18 protein-coding genes and 1 pseudogene are annotated in these 22,935 nt (G+C 61.3%); 8 read left to right on the top strand and 11 right to left on the bottom strand.

Annotation, left to right across the window (positions count from 1 at the left end):
- Positions 1-67 precede the first annotated feature (67 nt).
- A complete protein-coding gene (locus E5E96_RS20290) occupies positions 68-463 on the top strand; it encodes a VOC family protein (protein ID WP_171282979.1) in 396 nt (131 codons plus the stop codon).
- Positions 464-539: 76 nt separating this feature from the next.
- Here E5E96_RS20290 and E5E96_RS20285 read toward each other — a convergent pair whose 3' ends face one another.
- Both E5E96_RS20285 and E5E96_RS20280 read right to left on the bottom strand, forming a co-directional pair.
- Positions 540-821, bottom strand: a complete 282-nt coding sequence (locus E5E96_RS20285) for a ribbon-helix-helix domain-containing protein (protein ID WP_171282978.1) — start codon at positions 819-821, stop codon at positions 540-542.
- A gap of 97 nt (positions 822-918) precedes the next feature.
- Positions 919-1,896: a LysR family transcriptional regulator gene (locus E5E96_RS20280; RefSeq protein WP_011706382.1), complete on the bottom strand. Its 978-nt coding sequence runs from the start codon at positions 1,894-1,896 to the stop codon at positions 919-921.
- Between the two features lie 60 nt (positions 1,897-1,956).
- Between E5E96_RS20280 and E5E96_RS20275 the strand changes: the two genes are divergently transcribed.
- From E5E96_RS20275 to E5E96_RS20255, 5 genes are read left to right on the top strand one after another with little or no spacing between them, the layout of a single operon-like run.
- Positions 1,957-3,654: an L-lactate permease gene (locus E5E96_RS20275; protein WP_171282977.1), complete on the top strand. Its 1,698-nt coding sequence runs from the start codon at positions 1,957-1,959 to the stop codon at positions 3,652-3,654.
- Positions 3,655-3,667: 13 nt separating this feature from the next.
- Positions 3,668-4,444 carry a (Fe-S)-binding protein gene (locus E5E96_RS20270; protein WP_171283264.1) on the top strand — a complete coding sequence of 259 codons (777 nt, stop codon included), beginning with the start codon at positions 3,668-3,670 and terminating at the stop codon, positions 4,442-4,444.
- Entirely contained in the window at positions 4,437-5,873 is a 1,437-nt protein-coding gene (locus E5E96_RS20265) for a LutB/LldF family L-lactate oxidation iron-sulfur protein (RefSeq protein WP_101149523.1), read from the top strand. Before E5E96_RS20270 ends, E5E96_RS20265 begins: the two co-directional genes overlap by 8 nt.
- 1 nt (position 5,874) lies before the next feature.
- Positions 5,875-6,519 (top strand): LUD domain-containing protein, encoded by a 645-nt coding sequence (locus E5E96_RS20260; protein ID WP_049047830.1) that lies wholly within the window; start codon positions 5,875-5,877, stop codon positions 6,517-6,519.
- A complete protein-coding gene (locus E5E96_RS20255; protein WP_171282976.1) occupies positions 6,519-9,311 on the top strand; it encodes an FAD-binding and (Fe-S)-binding domain-containing protein in 2,793 nt (930 codons plus the stop codon). Before E5E96_RS20260 ends, E5E96_RS20255 begins: the two co-directional genes overlap by 1 nt.
- Before the next feature lie 96 nt (positions 9,312-9,407).
- Here E5E96_RS20255 and E5E96_RS20250 read toward each other — a convergent pair whose 3' ends face one another.
- The 3 genes from E5E96_RS20250 to E5E96_RS20240 are packed head-to-tail and all read right to left on the bottom strand — an operon-like array spanning position 9,408 to position 13,021.
- The gene (locus E5E96_RS20250) at positions 9,408-10,556 is read right to left on the bottom strand and encodes an HNH endonuclease (RefSeq protein ID WP_171282975.1); all 1,149 of its coding nucleotides are present in this window, start codon (positions 10,554-10,556) and stop codon (positions 9,408-9,410) included.
- The gene (locus E5E96_RS20245) at positions 10,557-11,255 is read right to left on the bottom strand and encodes an OmpA family protein (RefSeq protein WP_171282974.1); all 699 of its coding nucleotides are present in this window, start codon (positions 11,253-11,255) and stop codon (positions 10,557-10,559) included.
- Positions 11,255-13,021 (bottom strand): hypothetical protein, encoded by a 1,767-nt coding sequence (locus tag E5E96_RS20240; RefSeq protein ID WP_171282973.1) that lies wholly within the window; start codon positions 13,019-13,021, stop codon positions 11,255-11,257. The genes E5E96_RS20245 and E5E96_RS20240 overlap by 1 nt, the downstream gene beginning before the upstream one ends.
- Before the next feature lie 549 nt (positions 13,022-13,570).
- Here E5E96_RS20240 and E5E96_RS20235 point away from each other — a divergent pair.
- The gene (locus E5E96_RS20235) at positions 13,571-14,515 is read left to right on the top strand and encodes a hypothetical protein (RefSeq protein ID WP_171283263.1); all 945 of its coding nucleotides are present in this window, start codon (positions 13,571-13,573) and stop codon (positions 14,513-14,515) included.
- A 103-nt stretch (positions 14,516-14,618) separates the two neighbouring features.
- Here E5E96_RS20235 and E5E96_RS20230 read toward each other — a convergent pair whose 3' ends face one another.
- From E5E96_RS20230 to E5E96_RS20220, 3 genes and pseudogenes are all read right to left on the bottom strand, one after another.
- On the bottom strand, positions 14,619-15,686 hold the full coding sequence (locus E5E96_RS20230; protein WP_171282972.1) for a lipocalin-like domain-containing protein: 1,068 nt from the start codon (positions 15,684-15,686) through the stop codon (positions 14,619-14,621).
- On the bottom strand, positions 15,683-18,130 hold the full coding sequence (locus E5E96_RS20225; protein WP_171282971.1) for an FtsX-like permease family protein: 2,448 nt from the start codon (positions 18,128-18,130) through the stop codon (positions 15,683-15,685). Before E5E96_RS20225 ends, E5E96_RS20230 begins: the two co-directional genes overlap by 4 nt.
- 21 nt (positions 18,131-18,151) lie before the next feature.
- Positions 18,152-18,831: pseudogene (locus tag E5E96_RS20220) on the bottom strand (ABC transporter ATP-binding protein).
- A 197-nt stretch (positions 18,832-19,028) separates the two neighbouring features.
- Between E5E96_RS20220 and E5E96_RS20215 the strand changes: the two are divergent.
- The gene (locus E5E96_RS20215; protein ID WP_016351033.1) at positions 19,029-19,496 is read left to right on the top strand and encodes a DUF4357 domain-containing protein; all 468 of its coding nucleotides are present in this window, start codon (positions 19,029-19,031) and stop codon (positions 19,494-19,496) included.
- A gap of 124 nt (positions 19,497-19,620) precedes the next feature.
- On the opposite strand, the gene E5E96_RS20210 is transcribed toward E5E96_RS20215, so the two are convergent.
- The 3 genes from E5E96_RS20210 to E5E96_RS20200 form a co-directional block, all read right to left on the bottom strand.
- On the bottom strand, positions 19,621-20,808 hold the full coding sequence (locus tag E5E96_RS20210; RefSeq protein ID WP_171282970.1) for a Bcr/CflA family multidrug efflux MFS transporter: 1,188 nt from the start codon (positions 20,806-20,808) through the stop codon (positions 19,621-19,623).
- Between the two features lie 51 nt (positions 20,809-20,859).
- Positions 20,860-22,143, bottom strand: a complete 1,284-nt coding sequence (locus E5E96_RS20205) for a hypothetical protein (protein ID WP_171282969.1) — start codon at positions 22,141-22,143, stop codon at positions 20,860-20,862.
- Between the two features lie 179 nt (positions 22,144-22,322).
- The gene (locus E5E96_RS20200) at positions 22,323-22,883 is read right to left on the bottom strand and encodes a hypothetical protein (protein ID WP_171282968.1); all 561 of its coding nucleotides are present in this window, start codon (positions 22,881-22,883) and stop codon (positions 22,323-22,325) included.
- Positions 22,884-22,935 lie beyond the last annotated feature (52 nt).

Raw genomic sequence — 22,935 nt, 5'->3', positions numbered from 1 at the left:
TAGTCCACTACTACCCGGCCGGCTGAGCCCTTGGTTACCCTGTGACTCCCATCACCAAGGAGTCCCTATGACCAAACTCGTCCACACCATGATCCGGGTTCGCGACCTGGACAGATCCGTGCGTTTCTACCGCGAGGCCCTCGAGCTGGCGGTGCGGGATCACTTCCCCTTCGACGGTTTTTCCCTCACCTACCTCGCCAATGACCAGAGTGGCTTCGAGCTCGAATTGACGCACAACCAGGGGCAGGCCGAGCCCTACAGCCATGGCAACGGCTATGGCCATCTGGCGGTGACGGTGGAAGACATCGAGGCGACGCATCAGCGTCTGACGGCGCTGGGTCTGGCCCCTGCGCCGGTCAAGGCGATGCACCATGAGGGCACCCTGCTGGCCCGACTGTTCTTTTTGACCGACCCCGACGGTTACCAGATCGAGTTCATCGAGCGGGCCGGCCGCTTCGCCTGAGCTTGAAGAGGTGAATATGAAGGGCTGCAGCCTGGTGCTGCGGCCCCTTTTTTCATGAGGAAGGAAGCTGCGTCCTTCAGGCGGCGACGTCCTGCTCCTGTCCTGTTTCCAGATGAACCAGGCAGGAGCAGCGCAGCAGGGAGGCAAAGTTGCTCATCTCCATGCCGTTGCCGAGCGCCTCCTGATAGAGCTCGGAGAGAAACAGCCCCATGGAGCGCCCCTGGGCCTGACAGAGCTGCTCCAGGATGGTCCAGAACTTGTTTTCCAGCCGGATGCTGGTGCTGTGGCCGCAGATCCGCACCGAGCGGGTGGTGCAGGCGTAGTGACTGGGATCCTGGCCGGAGAAGACGGTGCACATGGGCTGGTCCTGAGCAGTAAAGGGGAGGCCATGGTAGGCAACTCTGCCGTTCGGGTCAAAAAAGCCCCCCGTAGTACAGGATGCTCGCCATCCTCCGTCAGCCAAAATAGTGGGCGATGTCGAGGTAGCGCTGGCGGATGTGCTCGATCAGCAGCCGGATCTTGCGCGGTGGCTGGCGGGTAAAGGGGTAGACGGCGTAGATGCCGAGCTTCTTGCCCACCTGATCGGGGAAGAGATCCACCAGCTCGCCATTCATCAGATCGTGATAGACCAGGCAACGCGGCACATAGACGATGCCGCGCCCCCCCAGCGCCGCCTTGCGCAGGGCGCCGGCGTTGTCGGTGCAAAAGCTGCCCGACACCGACAGCAGATAGTTGCCCTCTTCCCCCTTGAAGGCCCACTCCGAGGCCCCCGTGCTCTGGTAGGCGTAGCGCAGGCAGTTGTGGGTGAGCAAGTCTGATGGCTCGCGCGGCGCCCCGAAGCGGCGCACGTAGGCGGGGGCGGCGCAGATCACCCACTGGGAGTCGAGGATGTGGCGGGCGATGAGGCTCGAGTCATCCAGATAACCGGTGCGAATGACCAGGTCAAACCCCTCTTCCACCAGATTGACGAAGCGGTTGTCCAGCGACATCTCCACCGTGAGTCCCGGGTGCTGCTGGCAAAAATCGGCCACCGCGTCGGCCAGCAGCAGCTCGCCGGAGATGGTGGGCACCGACATCCGCACATGGCCGCTCACCTTTTCACCGAATCCCGCCACCGCGTCGAAGGCGTCCAGTGCGGCGGCCTTCACATTTTTGGCACCCTGATAGAGCGCCTTGCCCGCCTCGCTCAGGGTGAGCCGGCGGGTGGTGCGATAGAGCAGCTGCACCCCGAGTTCTTCCTCCAGGCGCCCGATCCGTTTACTAACTACCGAATTTGTCAGGGAATTTTGTTCAGCTACCTTGCTGAAGGAGCCGGCCTCCACCACCTGGGCGAAGAGGATGAGGTCGTCGGTACTGGCCATATTGATCAACTTTTGGAACGAATGTTGTTCATTATTTCCATATATCGCGAAAAAGGAACAGGGTAAGGTCACGTCCGCTTAACAAAACAACAACAAGGTGCGCCTCTGCACCGCTCGGACAAGGACGCAATGATGACAGACACCCTGCTGGCCCTGGTGGCCTTCTCGCCGATCCTGGTGGCCGCCGTGCTGCTGGTCGGCCTCAACTGGCCCGCCAAGCGCGCCATGCCCGTCGCCTTTTTGTTGACCGTGTTCATTGCCCTGTGGGGCTGGCAGATGAGCCCGACCCGGGTCTTTGCCTCCACCCTGCAGGGGCTGGTGATCACGGTGACCGTGCTCTGGATCGTGTTCGGCGCCATCCTGATGCTCAACACCCTCAAACACACCGGCGCCATCAGCGCCATTCGCGGCGGCTTTACCAACATCTCGCCGGACCGGCGCATCCAGGCCATCATCATCGCCTGGTGCTTCGGCGCCTTTATCGAAGGGGCCTCCGGTTTTGGCACCCCGGCCGCCATCGCGGCGCCGCTGCTGGTGGCCATCGGCTTTCCGGCGCTGGCCGCGGTGCTGCTCGGCATGATGATCCAGTCCACCCCGGTGTCGTTCGGTGCGGTGGGTACCCCCATTCTGGTGGGGATCAACAAGGGGCTCGACAGCCAGACCATCGGACAGACCCTGACTGCCGGCGGCAGCAGCTGGGAGGTCTATCTGCAGCAGGTGACCACCAACGTGGCCCTCATTCACGCCGTGGTCGGCACCCTGATGCCGGTGCTGATGGTGATGATGCTGACCCGCTTCTTCGGCCGCCACCGCAGCTGGACCGAGGGGCTCGTCATCCTGCCGTTCGCGATTTTCGCCGGGCTCGCCTTCACCGTGCCCTATGCCCTGACCGGCATGCTGCTTGGCCCCGAGTTCCCGTCCCTCATCGGCGGTCTGGTGGGGCTGGCCCTGGTGGTGACGGCGGCGCGGGCCGGTTTTCTGGTGCCAAAAACCAGCTGGGATTTCGCCCCCGAGCAGGAGTGGCCTGCCGAGTGGCTGGGTTCCCTCAAGCTCGATCTCAAAGAGGCGGCCGCCCGCCCCATGTCGCTGCTGCTGGCCTGGCTCCCCTATGTGGCGCTGGCCCTCTTGCTGGTGGCCAGCCGGGTGAGCCCGGCATTCAAGGCCAGCCTGTTGTCGGTGAGCCTCGCCTTCACAGACCTCTTGGGGGAGAAGGGGGTCAGCGCCTCCATTGAGCCGCTCTACCTGCCGGGGGGCCTGCTGGTACTCTGCGCCCTGCTCGCCACCCTGCTGCAATCGCGTTCCCTCGCCCCCTTCGGGCGGGCGCTGGGGGAGTCCAGCCGCACCCTGATCGGCGCCGGCTTCGTGCTGATCTTCACCGTGCCCATGGTGCGCATCTTCATCAACTCCGGCGTCAACGGGGCGGATCTTGCCAGCATGCCGGTGACCACCGCGAACTTTGCCGCCGGGCTGGTGGGGGCGTTCTTCCCGGCCCTGAGCGCCACCATAGGCGCGCTGGGGGCCTTTATCGCCGGCTCCAACACGGTGTCGAACATGATGTTCAGCCAGTTCCAGTTTGAAGTGGCGCAGACCCTGGGGGTCTCCACCGCCGCCATGCTGGCGCTGCAGGCCGTGGGTGCCGCCGCCGGCAACATGATTGCCATTCACAACGTGGTGGCGGCGTCGGCCACCGTGGGGCTGCTCGGCCGTGAGGGGGCGACGCTGCGCAAGACCGCGCTGCCGACCCTCTACTACCTGCTGGCCACCGGCCTTATCGGGCTGGCGCTCATGTACAGCTTCCACATCTCGGACGTCCTGCTGCAGTTGAAGTAAAGGAGAGCAAGTGATGAAGGTAATGCGGGTCTATCCGGCCAAGCCGGCCGATGTCTATCTCTATGCCACCTGTCTGGTGGACCTGTTCGACCCGGTGGCGGGGCTCGATGCCATCGCCCTGCTCGAGCGGGAGGGGATAAGGGTGCACTTTGTCGAGAAACAGACCTGCTGCGGGCAGCCGGCCTACACCTCGGGCCATGAAGAGGAGGCGCGCCAGGTGGCGCAAAGCCAGATGGCACTCTTCCCCGAGCCCTGGCCGGTGGTGGTGCTGTCGGGCTCCTGCGGCGGCATGATGCACCACCACTACCGCCGCCTCTTCCCCGAGAGCCGCGAGGTGGCGGCGTTTTGCGAGCGGGTGTTCGAGCTCACCGAGTTTCTGGCCCAGGTCTGCCGGGTGCGCTGGCACGGGGTGGGGAGGGCGAGCATCGTCATGCACACCTCCTGCTCGGCCCGGCGCGAGATGCAGGTACACAGCCGGGCCCGCGCCCTGCTGGGTCAGCTCGATGGGGTCACCTTGCATGAGCAGGCCTACGAGAGCGAGTGCTGCGGCTTTGGTGGCACCTTCTCGGTGCGCCATCCCCACATCAGCCAGGCCATGGTGGAGGACAAGACCCGCCACCTGCTGGCCACCGGCGCCGACACCCTGGTGAGCGCCGACTGGGGGTGCCTCTTGAACATCAAGGGCTCCCTGGCCTATCAGGGCAAGACACTGCCCGCCATGCACCTGGCCAGCTTCCTGCTCGCCCACAGCAAGCCTTTGTCAGAAAAAGAGGAGGCCCATCATGAGTGAGCACGCCAAGTATTCGCCGCGTCGCTTTCATCCCCAGGCCGAGGCGGCCCTGGCCGACCCGGTGCTGCGCCAGAACTTTCGCGGCGCCATGGATTACCTGCGTGGCAAGCGGCGGGATGCTTTCGCAGACCCGGCCGAAGAAGCGGCGGTGCGCGATGCGGCGGAGCACATTCGCCAGCGCTGCCTCTCGCGCCTGCCGGAACTGCTGGAGCAGCTCGAAGCCAACTGCGAGCGCAACGGCATCCGGGTGCACTGGGCCCAGACCCCGGACGAGGCCAACGCCATCATCCTCGGCATCGCCCAACAACATGGGGTGAGCAGCATCGTCAAGGGCAAGTCCATGGTGAGCGAGGAGGTGGGTTTCAATCACGAGATGGCGCGCCACGGCATCCGCTGCCTTGAGAGCGACATGGGGGAGTTTATCGTCCAGCTCGACGGCGACACCCCGTCCCACATCATCATGCCCGCCATCCACAAGAACAAGCAGGAGGTGAGCGACACCTTCGCCGGCAATCTGGCGGATTTCACCCCCACCACCGACGTGGACGCCCTGATCCAGACCGGGCGGCGGGCCCTGCGCGAAGAGTTTCGCCGCGCCGGCATGGGGCTGTCGGGGGTGAACTTCGCGGTGGCCGAGACCGGCAGCCTGTGTCTGGTCGAGAACGAGGGCAACGGGCGCATGTGCACTACTGTGCCGAAAGTGCATGTGGCCATCACCGGCATCGAGAAGGTGGTGGAGTTTTTATCCGACATGCCGCCGCTTTACAGCGCCCTGACCCGCTCGGCCACCGGCCAGGCCATCACCACCTACTTCAACGTCATCAGCGGCCCGCGCCGGGCAGGGGAGCTGGACGGCCCGGACGAGGTGCACCTGGTGCTGCTCGACAACGGCCGCAGCCAGGCTTACCGGGACGAGGAGCTGCGCAAGACCCTGCAGTGCATCCGCTGCGGCGCCTGCATGAACCACTGCCCGGTCTACACCCGCATCGGCGGCCACGCCTACGGCACCATCTACCCGGGCCCCATCGGCAAAATCATCTCCCCCCACCTGCTGGGGCTGGAAAGCACGAGCGATCTGGTGACTGCATCGAGCCTGTGCGGCGCCTGCGGCGAGGTGTGCCCGGTGCGCATCCCCATCCCCGACCTGTTGCAGCGCCTGCGCCGGGAGGCCAAGCACGACGCACAGCCCGGCCACGAACCGCTGGCGGGGCAGGGGGCGGCCAAGAGCCGGCTCGAGACCCTCGCCATGCAGGGCTTTGCCTTTGCCGCCACCCACCCGCGCCTCTATCACGCCGCGACCGGAGTGGCTGGTCGCCTGCGGGGCTTGATGCCCAAACACCTTGGCCCTTGGACCCAGTGCCGCGAGGCCCCCAAACCCGCCCCCCAGAGCCTGCACGCCCTGCTGCGCCAGAAGAAGAAGGAGTCCTGAGATGTCGAGCAAAGAGGCCATATTAAGCCGCCTGCGCGGCGCCGCCACCCCCCTTGCCCACGCTCCCCATAGCTGGCAGCCCTGGCGCGGGGAGGGTGAGCAGGCGCGGCGCGAGCGCTTTGTTGCCGGGATCAGCGCCAGCCACGCCGAGATCCTCACCGTCAAGGAGGCAAACCTGACCCGGGATCTGACCGCCTGGCTGGATGAAGAGGGTGTGACGAGTCTGGCCTGTGGCCAGGGCGGCCGCTGGCAGGCGGCGGTCGCGGCCGCCTGCGCCGGGCGATCTGTGTTGACTCCGGCGGGGGAGTTTGCCGGCTGGAAAGACGATCTGTTTGACGTCTGTCAGGCGGGCATCACCCACTGCGCGGGGGCCATCGCCGACACCGGGACCCTGGTGTTGCTGCCGGATGGCGGCGAGCCGCGCACCCTATCCCTGGTGCCCCCCTGTCATGTCGCCCTGCTGGCGGCCTCCACCATCGCTGACAACCTGGCGGGGCTGGTGGCAGCCGGGTGCTGGCAGCAGGCCATGCCCACCAATCTGTTGCTGGTGTCCGGCCCCTCCAAGACCGCCGACATCCAGCAGACCCTGGCCTACGGTGCTCACGGCCCGAGCCGCCTCTTGGTAGTGCTGGTGGAGGATTGCTGATGCGCTGGAATGAATTTGACGCCGCCGTGCTCTCGCGTATCCCGCCGGAGCGGCTGGTGAGCGCCCCTGATCTTCGGCTCGCCCACGGCACGGACGCCAGCTTCTACCGGCTGGTGCCCGAGCGCATCGTGCGCCTCGACTCCCTCGATGAAGTGCGCTTCGTACTCGGGGTGTGCCGCGAATTGGGCCTGCCGTGCACCTTTCGCGCCGCCGGCACCAGCCTCTCGGGCCAGGCCCTGAGCGATTCGGTGCTCATCACCCTGACCGACAGCTGGCGCGGCCACCGCATTCTGGACGAGGGCGCCCGCATTGCCCTGCAACCCGGGGTGATCGGCGCCGATGCCAACCGCTATCTGGCGCCTCTGGGCCGCAAGATTGGGCCGGATCCCGCCTCCATCAACGCCTGCAAGCTTGGCGGCATCGCTGCCAACAACGCGAGCGGCATGTGCTGCGGCACCGCCCACAACAGCTATCACACCCTGCACGCCATGACCCTGCTGCTGGCCGATGGCACCGTGCTGGACAGTGGCGATCCCCACAGCCGCGCCGCCTTGGCGGCCAGGCGCCCGGAGCTGCTCACGGGGCTCGCCGCCCTGCGTGCCGAAGTGCTGGCGAACGCCGAGCTTGCCGCCAAGATCCGCCACAAGTACCGGCTCAAGAACACCACCGGCTACGCCATCAATGCCCTGCTCGACCATGAGGACCCCATCGATATCCTCACCCACCTGATGATTGGCTCGGAGGGGACCCTCGGCTTTATCGCCGAGGTGGTGCTCGACACCGTGCCCGAATATCCCCACAAGGCCTCGGCCCTGCTGGTGTTTCGGGACGCCGAGCAGGCGTGTCTGGCCACCTCGTGCCTGAAAAGCGCCCCGGTGGCGGCGGTGGAGCTGATGGATGGGCGCTCCCTTCGCTCGGTGGCGGGCAAGCCCGGCCTGCCGGACTTTATCAAGACGCTGGACTTAACCGCCTGCGCCCTGCTTGTCGAGGTGCATGGGAAATCGAAAGAGGAGCTGGTGGATCGCTGCGAGCAGGTGATGGCCATGGCGGCCGAGTTCGTTCAGGTCGCCTCTGTGCCCTTTACCAGCGACAGTGCCGGCCTCTGGGCCATTCGCAAGGGGCTTTTCCCGGCGGTGGGGGCGGTGCGCACCACCGGCACCACCGTCATCATCGAGGATGTCGCCTTTCCCATCGAGCGCCTGGCGGAAGGGGTGGCGGGGCTGCAGCAACTGTTCGATCGCTTCGAATACGGTGAGGCCATCATCTTCGGCCACGCGCTGGAGGGGAACCTGCACTTCGTCTTTACCCAGGGGTTCGATGATCCAGCGCAGGTGGCCCGTTACGGCGCCTTTATGGATGCGGTGGCCGAGCTGGTCGCCGTGCGCTTTGGTGGCTCGCTCAAGGCCGAGCATGGCACCGGCCGCAACATGGCACCCTATGTGGAACTGGAATGGGGGCCGGAGGGGATGGCGCTGATGCGGCGCATCAAGGCGCTGCTCGACCCCGATGGCCTGCTTAATCCCGGCGTCATCATCAACGACGACCCCAACGCCCACCTGGCCCACCTCAAACCCATGCCGGCGAGCGATGCCATCGTCGATCCGTGCATCGAGTGCGGCTTTTGCGAGGCAGTCTGCCCCTCGCGCACCCTGTCACTGTCGCCGCGCCAGCGCATTGTGCTCTATCGCGAGCTGGCCCGCCGCAATCGTGCCGATGAGCCCTCCAACCAGCTGGCCCGGCTGTTTGACTATCAGGGCATCGACACCTGCGCTGCCACCGGGCTCTGCGCCGATCGCTGCCCGGTCGGCATCAACACCGGAGCGCTCATCAAGAAGCTGCGCACTGACAAGTACCGACGCTTCGTGCCCATCGCCCGCTGGAGCGCCGAGCACTTCGCTGGCGTCACCCGCACGGCCCGCGGTGTCCTCGGCCTCAAAGCCATTGCCGGCAAGCTGTTGGGAGGCAGGGCGCTGGCAGGATTGGTAAACGGGGTTCGCCATCTGAGCGGCCAGCGCACGCCCGCCTGGCTGCCCACCCTGCCGGGGCCGAGCCGCTACCAGTGGCCGCCAGGGGAGGGGAGCCATGGCGGATCCAGCGAGCGCGCTGTGGTTTATCTGCCGTCGTGCGCCAGCCGGGTATTCGGCCAGCAGGAGGATGCCCCATCACTGCCGGAGGTGGTGCAGTCCCTGCTCAATAAAGCGGGCTGCCGGGTGATAGTGCCGCCAGGCATCGAGGGGCTCTGCTGCGGCATGCCCTATGACAGCAAGGGGATGGTCGAGGTGGCAGCAGCCAAGCGTACTGAGCTGGCGGCTGCGCTGTGGCAGGCAAGCGAGCAGGGGCGCTGGCCCGTGCTGCTCGACACCAGCCCCTGCGTGCAGCGGCTGCTCTCGGGGGCGCTTGGCAAGGGCCTGCGGGTGTTTGAGCCCTCCGCCTTTGTGCTGGAACACCTGCTGCCCCACCTTGAGCTGACCCCCATCGATGAGACTGTGATGCTCCATATCACCTGCAGCAGCCGGCGTATGGGGCTGGGGGAGAAGATGCAGGCGCTGGCCCGCGCCTGCGCCCGCGAGGTGATCGTGCCTGAGCATATCCAGTGCTGCGGCTTTGCCGGCGACAAGGGATTGATGACCCCGGAGCTCAACGCTGCCGCCCTCGCCAGCCTGCCTACCCAAGTGCCCGTCGATTGCCGTCAAGGTTTCAGCAACAGCCGCACCTGCGAAATGGGGCTGAGCCAGCACGCCAGCATTCCCTATCACAGCATCCTCTATCTGGTGGATCAGGCGGCGAGATAAATAACCCCCCTGACAGAATATATTCTGTCAGGGGGGTTATTGGATGGATATGTACAGTAAGTGTGTGCCTCTCTTGGCTTGAGACCACATTTACAGTTATCTTATCTTTGCTTGGAATTCAGGGAAATTACTTAATGCATCAAATGCAGAAAAAACACTCCAGCCATGTTTTCTCAACACGTGAGAAGTCGTCATACTTATCAACACGGCGACCTTTCGTCTAGGCCAGCAAAGATCGATTGAAATAAATTTCCCACCATCATTGATTACTATACCAAGCTCCGGACCAGGAAGAGCGGAGGTTTGACATTTTAACACCAACCCTTCCAAGGCTGAATCAGTGCATTTTACTATATTGTTATAATTGAATACGTCAAACTTATGCTGTTCACGCCGACACTCGTTAATTTTCAAAGTATCCTCATTACTTACATACAAATGACCGTGGTGTGGTTGCTTTTTATGACAGTCCGCACACAATGTGCGCAAGTTTTTTCTGCTATTGTCAGCTTTATTTCCATTGATGTGATGGACATGCAGTAATTTAGTTTGCTTGGTAAGATTAACTCCGCATTGCTCACAGGTATAGTTTAATTCACTTCTTAGCTTCGATGAAATTGCCGCCCAATCAGGTGTATAACTACTTGACTGTAGTACTACAGTGGACTTGGGTAAAGACTTAAAATATGAACTGTAGGTTTCGAAAAAATTAGCATATGAAAAATCATCAACTAATTTAGCCTTATCTCCCCAGCTGAGATTTGAAAAATTCTTGTGATTAAGGAGTGTAAGACAATTCTGGCATACAGCAAGTTCGGCCTCGCCTTTAATGTTTTCATGTGAATGGTATTCAGAACCGAATACTGGAAAAAAACCATCCATTCGATTGATAACATCATATCTGTCATTGAATCTTCCACGTTCACGCATACCTATTATTGTTTTACACTCCGCAACGTGTACTCGCTTTGCTCCTTTTTGCTTACCATCAGCAAGAACCTGATTAATAAAGGCACCTTGGTCTGGAATGTACAACATAACCTGATGACCATTGTAGTGAAGTATGCCTTCGCTGCCATCAATATCATCCAGCTGGATGTCTTTTCCTAAAATCATCCCACTTTTCAGGTGCTCCCCAATATCTATCCATCCTCCAGATATACTCTTTATTGAAAAATCTGTTATTATCTTGCCAAGAGGTGCAACTGCCCGATGCAATGCACTGAGATCAACATTCAGTTTCACTTAATTATTCTCCAATATTCGCTTGATTTGAATATCGGCATTAGTTATTGCTCTAAATGAAACACGACGAGATTGTGCCGCATCTTCTACGCCATCTTTCATGATCAAACGAGAGGAGGAGAAACCTACAGCTGCTATATTTGCTTTGATCCAGCTTGTTTCATCAGGCATTAATCCATAGGCGTATTCCAACACGGCACGGGTTCGTCCCTGAGACAAGCGCATATTATAGAAGTAAGCTTGGCCCTCGCTCGAACCTCTAAGCCCTGCGCTTGATGTATGACCCTCAATTCTAATCTCATTGAGAGACTCACGATAAGGTCTCAGTACATCTATATATCTAGGGAAAAAATCATTCAAAATATTTTTGTATGCATCACTAAGAGTTGTCTCATTGTTAGCAAACAAGACGTCAGGAGACTGAAAGTTAAATGCTAGAGTTTCTTTGTCTATGGTTGCTCCCCACTTGTTGAGATCATTTTTAAATTCTGTCTGTAGCGCCTCATAGATAGCTACTTGATTCTGTTGATAAGCTACAGCGACATCCTTGATTTTGTCATTTTTTTTCTGAGTATTCATCATGAAAACGATGGCAATGAACAAGAATACCATCATCAGACCGGCCATTAGATCAGAAACGGTCAGCCAATGTTCGCCATTCTCCTGGGTTGAATTACTGGTTCCAAAGAACTTGTCCATTATGCTACTCGCTTACTCACAACTTCATTCATTGCCTGGGTCAATCTGATGTAATCTTCAACAAACTTACCACTGACTTGAGCCAGAGCTTGCCCCATCTCGTTCATTACTCGGTTTATTTCTTGCTGCATTGCAGAGTCAATTAGTTTCAGTTGGGAGTCAACAGCTTCGGCTGTAAAACCAACTTGCTGTTTAACTTGAGCTTCCATTGCATCGAATGTCCGTTTGGCTTGATTGATCTGCTGGGTAGCCGCTTCATCAATCACTTCATTCAATCTCAGCTGAAGTTTTTCCGCAGACTGAATGACGGTATCGCGTACTTGTACGGTATCGACTACCAAATTTTGGTTGGCCTCTTTTATAGTTGAGGTCATATCTTTTGCATCGATCACCATTTTTTCAATCATGTCGCGCATCACACTATTAAGGTCACTTACCGCATCTTGCAGGTGCTGCTTGATGATATCAGTTTGAGCTTGTAAATAATCGGAGCTGGTTTGTAATGCCTCATTGGTGCGAGAGGTGTTATCCGTGAATTCGTTGGCTGCTACTTCAACATCTTTACTGATACGTTCAGAGCTTTCTTTCAGCCTCTCACCAACATGAGTGATCCCCTTTTCTGTCTCACTAGCAAATTTTTCTAGCAGGACATTGGAGGTATTAACGTGAGCTTTGATGTACTCATCGGATTCAGATAGTAACTGTTTATAGTGTTCACTGGCTGTAATAACTGCCGCAGATATATCATTAACAGTCGCCTGTACCTGCTGCTGGATTTGTGGTACAGCTTCGACAGCTTTGTCACGCATTATTTGAAATGCTTCAAGGTGACGTTCCAGCTCAGCGAGTTGATGCTGGTTCACTTCCATAACATTTTTTAAATCATTCATGGATTCAGGAATTACTTTGCTTTGCTCGCTGATATGGGCTACCGAGGCCTCGGTGGCAGTAATGGATTCAACACCACGTGCATATTGTTGTTGCATTTGATCCAATTGCTGCTTGTAGTTCTCCTGCCACTCAACCAACTTGTGAACAGCTTCATTGAGATGCTTAAAGTTTTCACCAAATTGTTCAGTGATTTTGTTATTGAAATCAACAATAACTTGCTTGAGAGCTTCGATAACTTGCTCAGTAGCAGATTTGGATAAGGTATCTGCGAAGTCTTGCAGCTTCAGCCATAACTTCTCAGAGAATGCCTCAAAGTTATGTTGGTTTTTCTCGGCTTGAGTCATAGAACTGTTCAAAGATAGCTTGGCATTATCATTAATATCTCCACGCAGAATTTTAAGTTGGCCAAATAATGTCGATTCTTCATTACCTGTCATCGCTTCTTTTAGCGCTATTATTTCGATTACCTGAGCTTGCATTGCTCCTAGGATTGCCTCTGGGGTAGCATGAGTAATACTTTCTTCGACCAGTTTTGGTTTGAGAAAGGAAAACGTTGATAAGGTCTTGAAGACAAGTGAGAAAAGAATGCCCGCTAAGCTGGTTATGAAGGCAGTCTTTAGGCCTTCCAGAAGGGGGGGGATACTGGCCTCAATATCATTTTGATTAAAGTCGAGAAGACCCATCACAATGCCCAAAAAAGTACCAAAAATACCTGTGGTGGTTAACAATGTCGGCACATAATTTACGAATTCTACCTGTGTTCCCTTTTTGGTAAATCTGAGCCCGAGAACGAATACGGCCAGCATGCTGAGTAAAAAAACAATATTGACCACATCTGAACTAAGACTGCGTAGTAAATTTTCTAATATGCTCATATTTATTCTCTGTTATTAGTGCTTTTCGATTAAATTAATTAAGGGCTATAATTTCATATTTCTAAAGCTATGTATTGGTTACTATATAAGTTATGTAATGTGCTTCGATAATTGATGACCTTGCATCCAGAATTTCTACCACACGGATCACTGCTTTCACTTTGCTGCTATTAACCGAATTGATGTGGGAAAAATTATGGTTGTTCCCTGGCTGCCGGGTGCCTTTGGCGCTGATGATTAGGGTATCAAACGTCGGCTAACTTTGTTGAGTTAAAACACAACCAGTTCGTGGGATTTGAATGAAATCTTGATGGCGGTCAGATTTTTACACGGAAAGGTCAAGAGAAGCGGGGGGAGGAGAGACGGCTTCTCTTCTTGTTGCTGCACCGCCCGGCCAACCAAGTCATGTGTTATCTCTTGCTCATCAATGCCTTGTAACAGCTGGTTACAGATCTTGCGTCGACCGGCGAACCCTTCCTCCAGTAAATTCAGCGGCGATTGAATGCACCTCACATAACAAAGCAATTGCAAGGAACAAGAGTCATGAGAATGCACCACAAAGCCATGCTGGCCATCGCCTGCACCGCCGCCCTGTCCGCCTGCGACAGCGAGAAGGCGGCCAACAGCATCGCCAAGCGCGCGCCGCTGCCGTTGCCCGATGCCGGCGTCTATGAGGCGAACCTGCTCAGCCGCGATGGCGATCAGGGGCCGCTCAAGATGATCAAGGGAGTGGAGGGATTGGCGCTGGTCTATCCCAAGGGGGATGGCGAGCAGCGCTGGGGCGTCTGGGTCGAGAACGACGGCAAGTCGATTACCTCTTCGCAATGGATGGGGCAGGCGGCCCAGAAGGAGAACAAGGATGGCATCTATCCGGTGCTGCTGGAGCGCACCTCGGTGCGGGGCAAGCGGCTCGATGCCCAGAGCAACGACCACAACCTCATCAGCTTTCAAGACAAAGCGGTAACCGATCTGGCTGGCAAGGAGGTCAAGCGCTGGACCTTTGACTTCAGCCGTACCGGCACCCAGTTCCGGGATCCGGATCAGAGCACCGCCCTCTATCGCGACTGGAGCGGCCACCTTGCCGTGAGCAAGCTTGCCACCCGGACGATCACCAACGACAGCTGGCGGGTGGCAGAGGATGCCGGCTTTGGCGATGCCATGGTGGGGCTGATCCGCAGCACCAACAATGGCGGCTCCCTGACCCTGGAGATCGAATTTCCCAAGGCGGGCTGTACCCTGACCGGCAAGGGCAATGCAGAGTCTGGCAAGGGGCTCAGCAAGCTTAACCTGAGCGGGTTTGGCAAGTGCAGCTTCAAGGCATCAAGCGATCTCAGCCCGCTTGAGAACAAGTGGATGCTGGGCCTGGCCAAGGCTAAAGAGGGGGCAACGGCCTACGTCGCCGCGTTCGAGATGCCGGATACCCGCAAGACGACCCTGGTGGTGGGCTTCCCCGAACAGTACGGCCTGCTGATGGTGGGCGACAAGCAGCCCTGATCCCGTCTTGATATCCCGTCACAGCACTGCGTTGTTACCCCGGCCTGGCCGGGGTTTTTGATGGCGGGTGGGCCTGCCATTAGAGGGGGGAATTGGGCAAGGCTCAGTAGCCGGTCATCTCCAGATAGCCGACGCCCTTGGCATCCCCCGAGACGGAGACCGCCCCTTCCCAGTAGTCAAAGCGTCCCGTCATGGCCTGATTAGGCTGTCGAGCCTGAATGCGGAGGTTGAGATCCCCGGCCTTAAGCTGCCACTCGATGGGGTAGGCTTGCCCCTTGGGGCCGCGCCAGGTCTTGCCGGGGGTGAGGCGGATCTGCTCAGGGCTTAGCACCCGACTGCTGCCGTCCCGTTCAATCAGGATGCCGTAGCGGTTCTCCGGCTCAGAGTGTCCTGCCTTGGTGCGCAGGCGAAACAGCATCAGCTCGCGGCCATCTTCAAACTGCAGCGAAAACCAGTCCCAGCCCGATTGCCACTCGGCCAATACCGAGCTGCTCCACTCGTGATCAAACCAGCCCTCACCGCTGACGTGGCGGGTCTCGCCATCCAGGGTCAAGGTGCCGCTGATGGTCAGGCGCGGGTAGGAGTAGTAGAAGGAGGCGTTGCCCGGGCTCTTCTCGCTGTAGCCCGCTTTGCCCTGCAGAACCGCCGGCTTGGCGGCACTCACCTGCAAATCAAGATCCCCCGCCTTGCTCTGCACCTTGAGGGTGGCGGGAAAGAGCGATTCCCCTTGAGAAGCCAGCACCCACTCTTTGAGCCAATACTGACCGCCGCTGGCACCGGCGAGCCCTGGTCCCTGGCGGCTGGTTCGCTCGTCCTGTTGGTGGCTGCCTTTGCTCAAATCCGTGATGGCGAACTGGGCCAGCCAGAGCTGGGGCGTGAGCCAGGGGTTGTCGAATGTTATCTCCTGCTCGATGCCTTGGCGAAACAGGGTCCACTGCATGCCGTAGCCGCGTCCCTGCTCGTCCTTCAAGTTGCCGGTGAGATACCACCACTCGGAGCGGTAGTCGGGGTGGGCACCGTGATCTGTGGGCAGGTTGATGGACTGGCCCGGCAGGGCCTTTTTGAAGTGATCGTTGCCGCCGCCAAGGATGGCGCCCAGATCGTTGGCACTGATCCCGGTGCCATACAGGGTACAGATCAGTGCCAGCGACCAGATGTTGAATGTTTTCATACCACTCTCCTTGCGGCATACCAGGAGGCGAGCGCGCCACAGACGGGGGCGAGCAAGAGCGCCGTGACGGCGTGCAGGGGGGCGGCCTCGAAGGTCAGCCGCCAGCCGAAGGCACGGGGGTTGACCACCTCAATCAGCACCCAGGCAAGGCCATAGCCCACCGGCAGGGCCAACAGCGCGGTGAGCAGCCCGAGGCCCGCCCCTTGCCACACCAGCAGCCGGCGGCAGTGGCGGGGGCTCAGGCCAAGGCTTTGCAGGGTCTGCAACTCGCCGCGCCGGGCCAGCCCCAGCACCATGAAGGCCGAGCCGATGCCGACGAAGGCGATCCCCAGAATGAGCAACTTCAATAGCTCGGTCACCACAAAGGTCTGATCGAACACCCTGAGGGCGGCGGCGTGGATGGCGGAAGCGGGCAACAGGTTCACCCGCTCGCCAAACTGGGCCCGCAGGCGATCGGCGAGGCGATCAACGTGCTGGCTGAAGAGAGCCAGGGATTGCACCTTGCCCCCCTCGAAGGCGTGCAGTATCTGCCCCTTGTCGCTGCCGTAATCCTGATAGACGCCGGTGACGGTGAAGGTGCGTGGCCCCTGCTCGCCGCTTACCTCGAGGCGCTGGCCCACCTTGACCCCGAGGCGCACCGTCAGCGGTTCGCTGGCCAGCACCTCGGCGGGGGTGGCGGGCCAGCGCCCGGCCAGCAGGGGGTAGGCGGCTTTCAGCTCGGGAATAAAGTCCATCTGCGCCCACTCGATGGGCTGCCCCTGCCAGCGGGCCGGGTGCACCGAGCGGCGCGAGGCGGCGCGCACGTCCGGCGCGGCAAGAATGGTGTTGAGGGTCTGCTCGCTCAGCGCGCCCTTGCTGCCGGCCACCCCCTTGGGGGCGGTGACATAAAGATCGGCGGCCAGACGCTGGCCGAGCCAGATCTCCACGCTCGAGCGAAAGCTCGACACCATGACCCCGATGCCGATGGCTGCCGCGATGGCCAGTTGCAGCGCCATCACCGCGATGGCGGTGCGATCCAGGTGATAGAGGGTTTCGGCCACCCCGAGCCGGGCGCTGAGGGAGCCGCGCTCGCGTCGGCGCAGCCGGCCCAGCAACCAACGCAGGGCATCGGGCAGGGCGAGCGCCATGGCCAGCAGCCAGCCGCCGGCCACGAAGAGGGCGCCGCCTAGCCCGGTTTCTGGCCGCCATAGACAGAGCGCGCAGAGCAGCAAGATGGCGATGGCGAGCCCCCGACGTTGCCAGGGATGAGCCGGCGGGCGGCTGTTGCCCTCTCGCAGCTCAAGAGGGGATTGGCGCAGCAGTTGCCACCAGCCGGGCAGGTTGGCGGCGAGCGTCCCCAGCAGGCCGATCACCAGCGCCTTGCCAAGGCTGGTGGGGGAGAGGCGCAGCAGATCGATGGGGTTGGGGCCATAGAGATCGGCCAGTGCCTGGGTGAGCTGCCCCATCAGGGCAAGGGCCAACAGGCTGCCGAGCAACAGCCCGAGCAGGGTGCCGATGCTGGCGAGGATCAGGATCTCCAGGGTCAGCCAGCACAGCAGCCGGCGCGGTGGCATGCCGAGGATGATGAGCTGGGCCAGTTGGGGGCGGCGCACGCTCTGCACGAAGCGCTGGGCGTTGAACACCAAAAACAATCCCACCGCCATGGCGAGCAGGGAGAGCGCCGTGAGGTTCAGCGCCAGCGCATCGCCGAGCTGGCTGGCATCGAGCGCCGGGCTGATGGGCTCAAGCCACAAGGAATGAGCGGCGAGCCCGGTTCCCTGCGCAGACTGCAGGACGCGTTGCAAGGCCGTGGCCTCTTGCTCGCTGAGCTTGAAGACGATGCGATCGAGCCGCCCCGCCTTGCCAAGCAGCGGCTGGGCGAGGCCGATGTCGGTCACCAGCAGCCGCTCCATGGGCACGGCGCCGGGCTCGAAGGTGCCGGCCAGGGTGAGGGTCAGTGGGCGGGGCGGCGCTCCTTCACCGCCGCCCAGCACGAAGCGCCGGCTCTGGCCCGTTTGCCAGCCAAGGCGGCTCGCCTCGGGGGCGGCCAGCCAGACGCTGTCGGCGCGGGTGAGGGCGAAGGTGGGCGTATTGTCCGGCGCGGCGCCAAACAGCCGGCGCAAGGGGCCGGGGTTGAACAGATCCATCCCCAGCAGCTGAAAACTGCGCCCCTGCTCATCTTGCAGCCAGCCGTGCAGCTGGGGCATGACGTCGAGGTTCGGCTGGCTGCGCACCAGCGTCACATAGAGCTGCTCGTCCAGCCCGCCGTCCGGCGCCAGCCGGTAGTTCGCTTCCCCCGCCAGCTGGCTGCGGGCGGCGACGAAGTTGGTGCGGGCGCTGTGGTTCAAAAGCTCGATGGCCACCACCAGGGATACCCCGAGGGTGAGCCCGACCAGGCTCATCAGCAGCAGCCAGGGGTGGGCGCGATAGAGGCGCAGCAGCGCCTTGAGCGGCAGCGGCAGCATCACTGCCCTCCGTGGCGGACGTCAGTCATGGCGGCGCCCCTTGAGCTCGACCAGCTGACCCCCTTCAAGGCGCAGCACCCGATCCGCCAGGGCGCCATAGGCGGGGTTGTGACTCACCAGCAAGAGGCCGGCGCCGGTGCCCCGCACCGCTGCCATCATCAGCGCCATCACCTGCTCGGCGTTGTGTTCATCGAGACTGCCGGTGGGCTCGTCGGCGAGCAGCCACTGGGGCTGGTGAATGAGGGCGCGGGCCAGCGCTACCCGCTGGCGCTGGCCGCCGGAGAGCTGCTCCGGCCAGGCGTGGCGCTTGTGAGCCAGATCGAGGCGCTCCAGCAGGCCGTCAATGCGTGTCTCATCGCGGGCAAGCTGGTTGATGGCAAGGGGCAGGGCGAGGTTCTCGGCCACGGTCAGGGTCGGCAGCAGGTTGAAGTCCTGATAGACGATGCCGAAATGGCGGCCACGCAGGCGGGCCCGCTCGTCCGCCGACTGGTTGTCAAGGCGGGTCTCCCCCAGCCAGATCTCCCCCTCATCCGGGGGAGGAGGCCGGCGATGAGGTTGAGCAGGGTCGACTTGCCGCAGCCGCTCTGCCCCAGCAGCAGGGTGATCTCGCCGGCCGCCAGGGCCAGATCAAGGTGGTGAAACAGCGGCAGCCGTTCGCTGCCGTTATCGAAGCTCTTGCCGAGATTGCGCAGGGTCAGCATGGGATAACCGGTTGATGGTCAATGGCTTTCATCATGCCATGTACGTTGCTCCCCTGCCTAATGATCACGCGGCTTTGCCCTTGGGCGAGAGTGCCAGTTAGTGATCAAGGCTGCAAAAGAGGTGAGGATCCTGGCTGGATCCCGCTCGCCTGTGGTGGTTAGAATAGGGGCCTCCATGGGTCACAGGATGCGCAAGGATGTTACACAAGCAAGTCAGTTTTATCATCGACAGCAAGGGCAACAAGCAGGCTGCCGTGGTCCCCATCGAGATTTACAACGAGCTGATGACCCTGCAAAAGGCGCTCTCCGACAACAAGCCGGGCGAGCGCGAGCTTTACCACTTCAACGGCAAGGGGGCCGAGGCACACGGTTATCCGGTGGGCAAACGGCAGAACCCCGGCTTCATGGTGCTGGCGGGCTCCACCGCCAACGGCGAGGATGCGGCTTCCCTGCGCGAGGCGGTTATCGAACTGCGCCAGGAGCTGCTTGGCAAGGGGATCCTGGCCCCGCGCAGCGAAGGGGGCTTCGTCTTTACTGCCGATCAACTCTTCAACAGCCCGAGCCTGGCCGCCAGCCTGGTGGCGGGCAACAACCGCAGCGGGCTGGACGCCTGGCAAAACAGCGCCGGCTATACCCTCAAGCGCTCGGGGTTTGGCAAGAAGTAGGCTGAGTCCTCACCCCTCGGGGCAGAGAATGCGTTGACAACGTGCAGATAACACAAGGCCGCCCCCTGCGATGCAGGTGGGCGGCCTTGTTGTTTGTCGCTTGTTGCTTGTTGATGGTTGGGGCTTATTTTTTGCCGGTCAGCAGCCAGTAGCTCAGGGTCGAGCCGAACCCGCAGCTGGCGATGGCGATGGCCATCGGCAACGGCGATTCGGGGGGATTGAGGTTGACCAAGATCCCCACCACGGCGCCGATGCCAAAGCGCAGGGTGCCTGCCAGCGCCGAGGCGGTACCTGCCGATTGCGGGAAGTGGCCCATCAGGCCGGTCATGGCGTTGGCACCCACCAGGCTGATGTGGCCGACGAACAGCACCACCGGAATGACGATGCCCCACAGGCCGCCGGTCTGGCTCCAGGCGTTGTAGATGAGCAGGGCGCCGGCACAGGGCAGCACCAGCAGGCCGTATTGCAGCATCCGCTCGGCACCCACCCCCTTCACCAGCCGGCTGTTGACGAAGGTGACCACCATCATCAGCAGGATGTTGAGGCCAAACAGCCAGCCATAGTGCTCGGTCGGTACCTTGAAGTACTCGATGTAGACGTAAGGGGAGGCGCTCAGGAAGGCGAACATGCCCGAGCTTGAGAGCGAGCCGCACAGCACGTAGCCCATGGCGCCGCGATGGGAGAGTACGCCCCAGTAGTTTTTCAGGATCTGGCCGAGGTTGAGGGGCTGCTTGTGCTCGGGCTTCAGGGTCTCCTGAATTTTCCACTGCATCATCAGGCAGATGAGCAGGCTGATCCCCACCAGCAGCCAGAAGATCACCCGCCAGTCGCTGTGGGCGCTGATGTAACCGCCCACCACCGGCGCGACGAGAGGGGCGAGCGTCATCACCAGAATGACGAACGACATGGCGCGGGAGAAGGCCTCCTTCTCGAACAGGTCGCGCAGCAGCGCATTGACCACCACCGAGCCGGCCGCCCCGCCGGCCGCCTGCAACATCCGGTATGCCAGCAGCTCCGGCAGGGAGTCCGCCATGGCGCAGCCCACCGAGGCGATGGCAAACATCACCAACCCCGCCAGGATAACCGGCTTGCGACCATAGCTGTCGGCGAGCGGGCCGTAGAACAGCTGGCCGATGGCAAAGCCGCCCAGAAAGGCGCTGATGGTGAGCTGGGCGCCGTCGATGCTGGTGGCCAGGTCCCGGGCGATGGCCGGAATGGCGGGCAGGTACATGTCGACCGCGAGCGGGGTCAGGCCCGCCAGCGCGCCGAGCAGGATGAACAGGAAACGGGGGGAGAGGGGGGCGTGGGGCATAGGCTATCCAGTCTTGATGAGTGCGAAGTCAGGGAGTGACAAACATCCAGTCTACCAGTTTTGGTGACGGGGGTGATCCTGTATGCCGAGCCAAAGGCCGGGCTCGGCGTGAAAGCGGGGGGCAAACCAGACCCGTTGGCCGCCGGCGGGCAGATCCTCCGGGCTGAGGGGACGCCGGCTGAGCCGGCAGGCCCCTTGCACCAATGCGAGGTGGGCATCCCCCTGATACCAGCCGTCGGTGACGGGCAGGGCCGTGGTTTCCCGCAGCAGCCTCACCCCCCACTGAGTCACCAGCGCCGGGCACGCCTGCTCGGCCAGCCTGGCAGCCCGGGTCATGGCTGGCGCCGCCGGCGGGGTGAGGGTGCAGAGCAGCAGTAAGAGGGATCCCAGCATGGCTGGCAGCTCGCCCCGGCGTGGCAGCCAGCCTGCCAGCAGCACCAGGCCGAGCAGGGTGATGGGCGCGAGATGGCGCGGATTGTCCGGGTTCTGGCCAAGCAGGGTCCACAGCAGCAGGACGAGCCAGTAGAGGAGCCAGCAGGGGGAGAGGGCTGGATTGTGATCCTTTGACCGCTGCCAGAGTGGCAGTACCAGCAAGGCCCCCATCAATAGGGGCCAGAGCGGGGTCAGCTGCTCGTTCAAGGTACGGGTCCAGCTCAGCAGCCGATCGCCATGAGCCGCCGCCGTGTTGCCCCACAGGGTAAAGTGACCGTCGGTAAAGCGGCGCCCCTCGCTGAAATAGGCCCAGCCGTCGGCCTGCCAGACAAACAGCAGGCAGGCTAGCCCCACCAGCGCGATGGGGAGCACAAATCTGACGCGCGCGCCCTTCTGTGCCATCCCAAGCCAAAGGGGCAGCAGGGCCAACACGAAGTAGGAGGGACGCAGCGCCAGCATGAGGCCCAACAGCAGACCCGCCAGCGCTATCTTGCGCTGCTGCAAAGCCAAGAGCGCGCCCAGCCAGGCGGCCAGCGCCGGCCCGTCCGAGAGGCCGGAGAGCGCCAGGGTCGGGGTGAGCGGCAGGGCCAGCACCAGTAGCCAGACCGGCGCCAGCAGGCTTGGCCGTTGCCACAATCTGACCGCGAGGGAGGCGGCGAGCGGCGCCAGCAAACTGCTACCCAAGAGGCTGGCCCACTGCACCGCACGGGCCGGTTCGTCCACCGCCAGATTGATCAGCCGCGCCAGCCAGATAAAGGCGGGGTAGCCCGGAAAGTGGGGGGAGAACTCCAGCACGCTGAAGCGCACTACCCCGTGGGCAAAGTTGAGGGCATCGTCGGAATCGAGCGCCACCGGGAAGGTCAGCAGCCAGCCAAGCCAGGCCAGTTGCAGCAGGGCAAGCAAGTAGGGTCGATTGGCGACGCGTAATCGGCCGTGGTGATCCCTCCCTTCTCCCGCAAGGGAAGAAGGGGGCAAACCGGCGTCCGGGTGCATCTATCGGCCGGCCGTGCGTAGGGTGGGTAGCGCGCAGCGAAACCCACCGTTTGTCACAGCACGGTGGCGCAATGATTGGCTGGTGGCTATCAAAGTGGCGCCAGCACGGCCATCAGCGACTTTTCGGCTTCGGCGAAGGCGGTGGCATCGGCAGGCTTGGCGCCCACCCCGAACACCCCCGGATTGCCGATGGCATCCAGCACTCTGGCCAGTGCCTGTTCGGCGGCCTTGCGATCCCCTTCATTGAGCGATGGGAGGATCAAGTCGAGGAAGCGCTTGCTCTTGACAACCAGCACCTTGGCGGTCTGATAGTCGCCAAGGTTCTGGCTGGCCCCCTCGAGGCGGCGCTCGATCTCAGCCTTGTAGGCCCGGTTGAGCAGGGCCGCGGTAGCCGCGGCGTCTTTGGCCTTGATGGCGGCCGCGAGCGGTGCTTGCAGCTCGACCTTGTGGTGCTGTTCCAGATAGGTCAGCTCCTCGGCGATGTCGCTCAAGGTGGCGCTGGCATCCTTGCCGTCAGTGGCGGCGCCCAGCAATGCTTCGCGGGCATCGATCAGCGGCTCCTTGCCGGCGGCGGCGTAGGAGTAAGCCTGCGCCTGGCCGCTCAGGGTCAGCAGCAGGGTGAGGGCGAGTAAACCCGGGCGGATGGTCATCCTGTTCTCCTTACTTATGCCAATGGCGCGGTCAGGCCACGCTCTGGGTTTC

Source organism: Aeromonas sp. 1805, from assembly GCF_013085525.1.
GTDB classification, from domain to species: Bacteria; Pseudomonadota; Gammaproteobacteria; order Enterobacterales; family Aeromonadaceae; genus Aeromonas; species Aeromonas hydrophila.
Note: the sequence above shows the minus strand (reverse complement) of the source record. Positions and strands in the feature narration are given on the sequence as shown.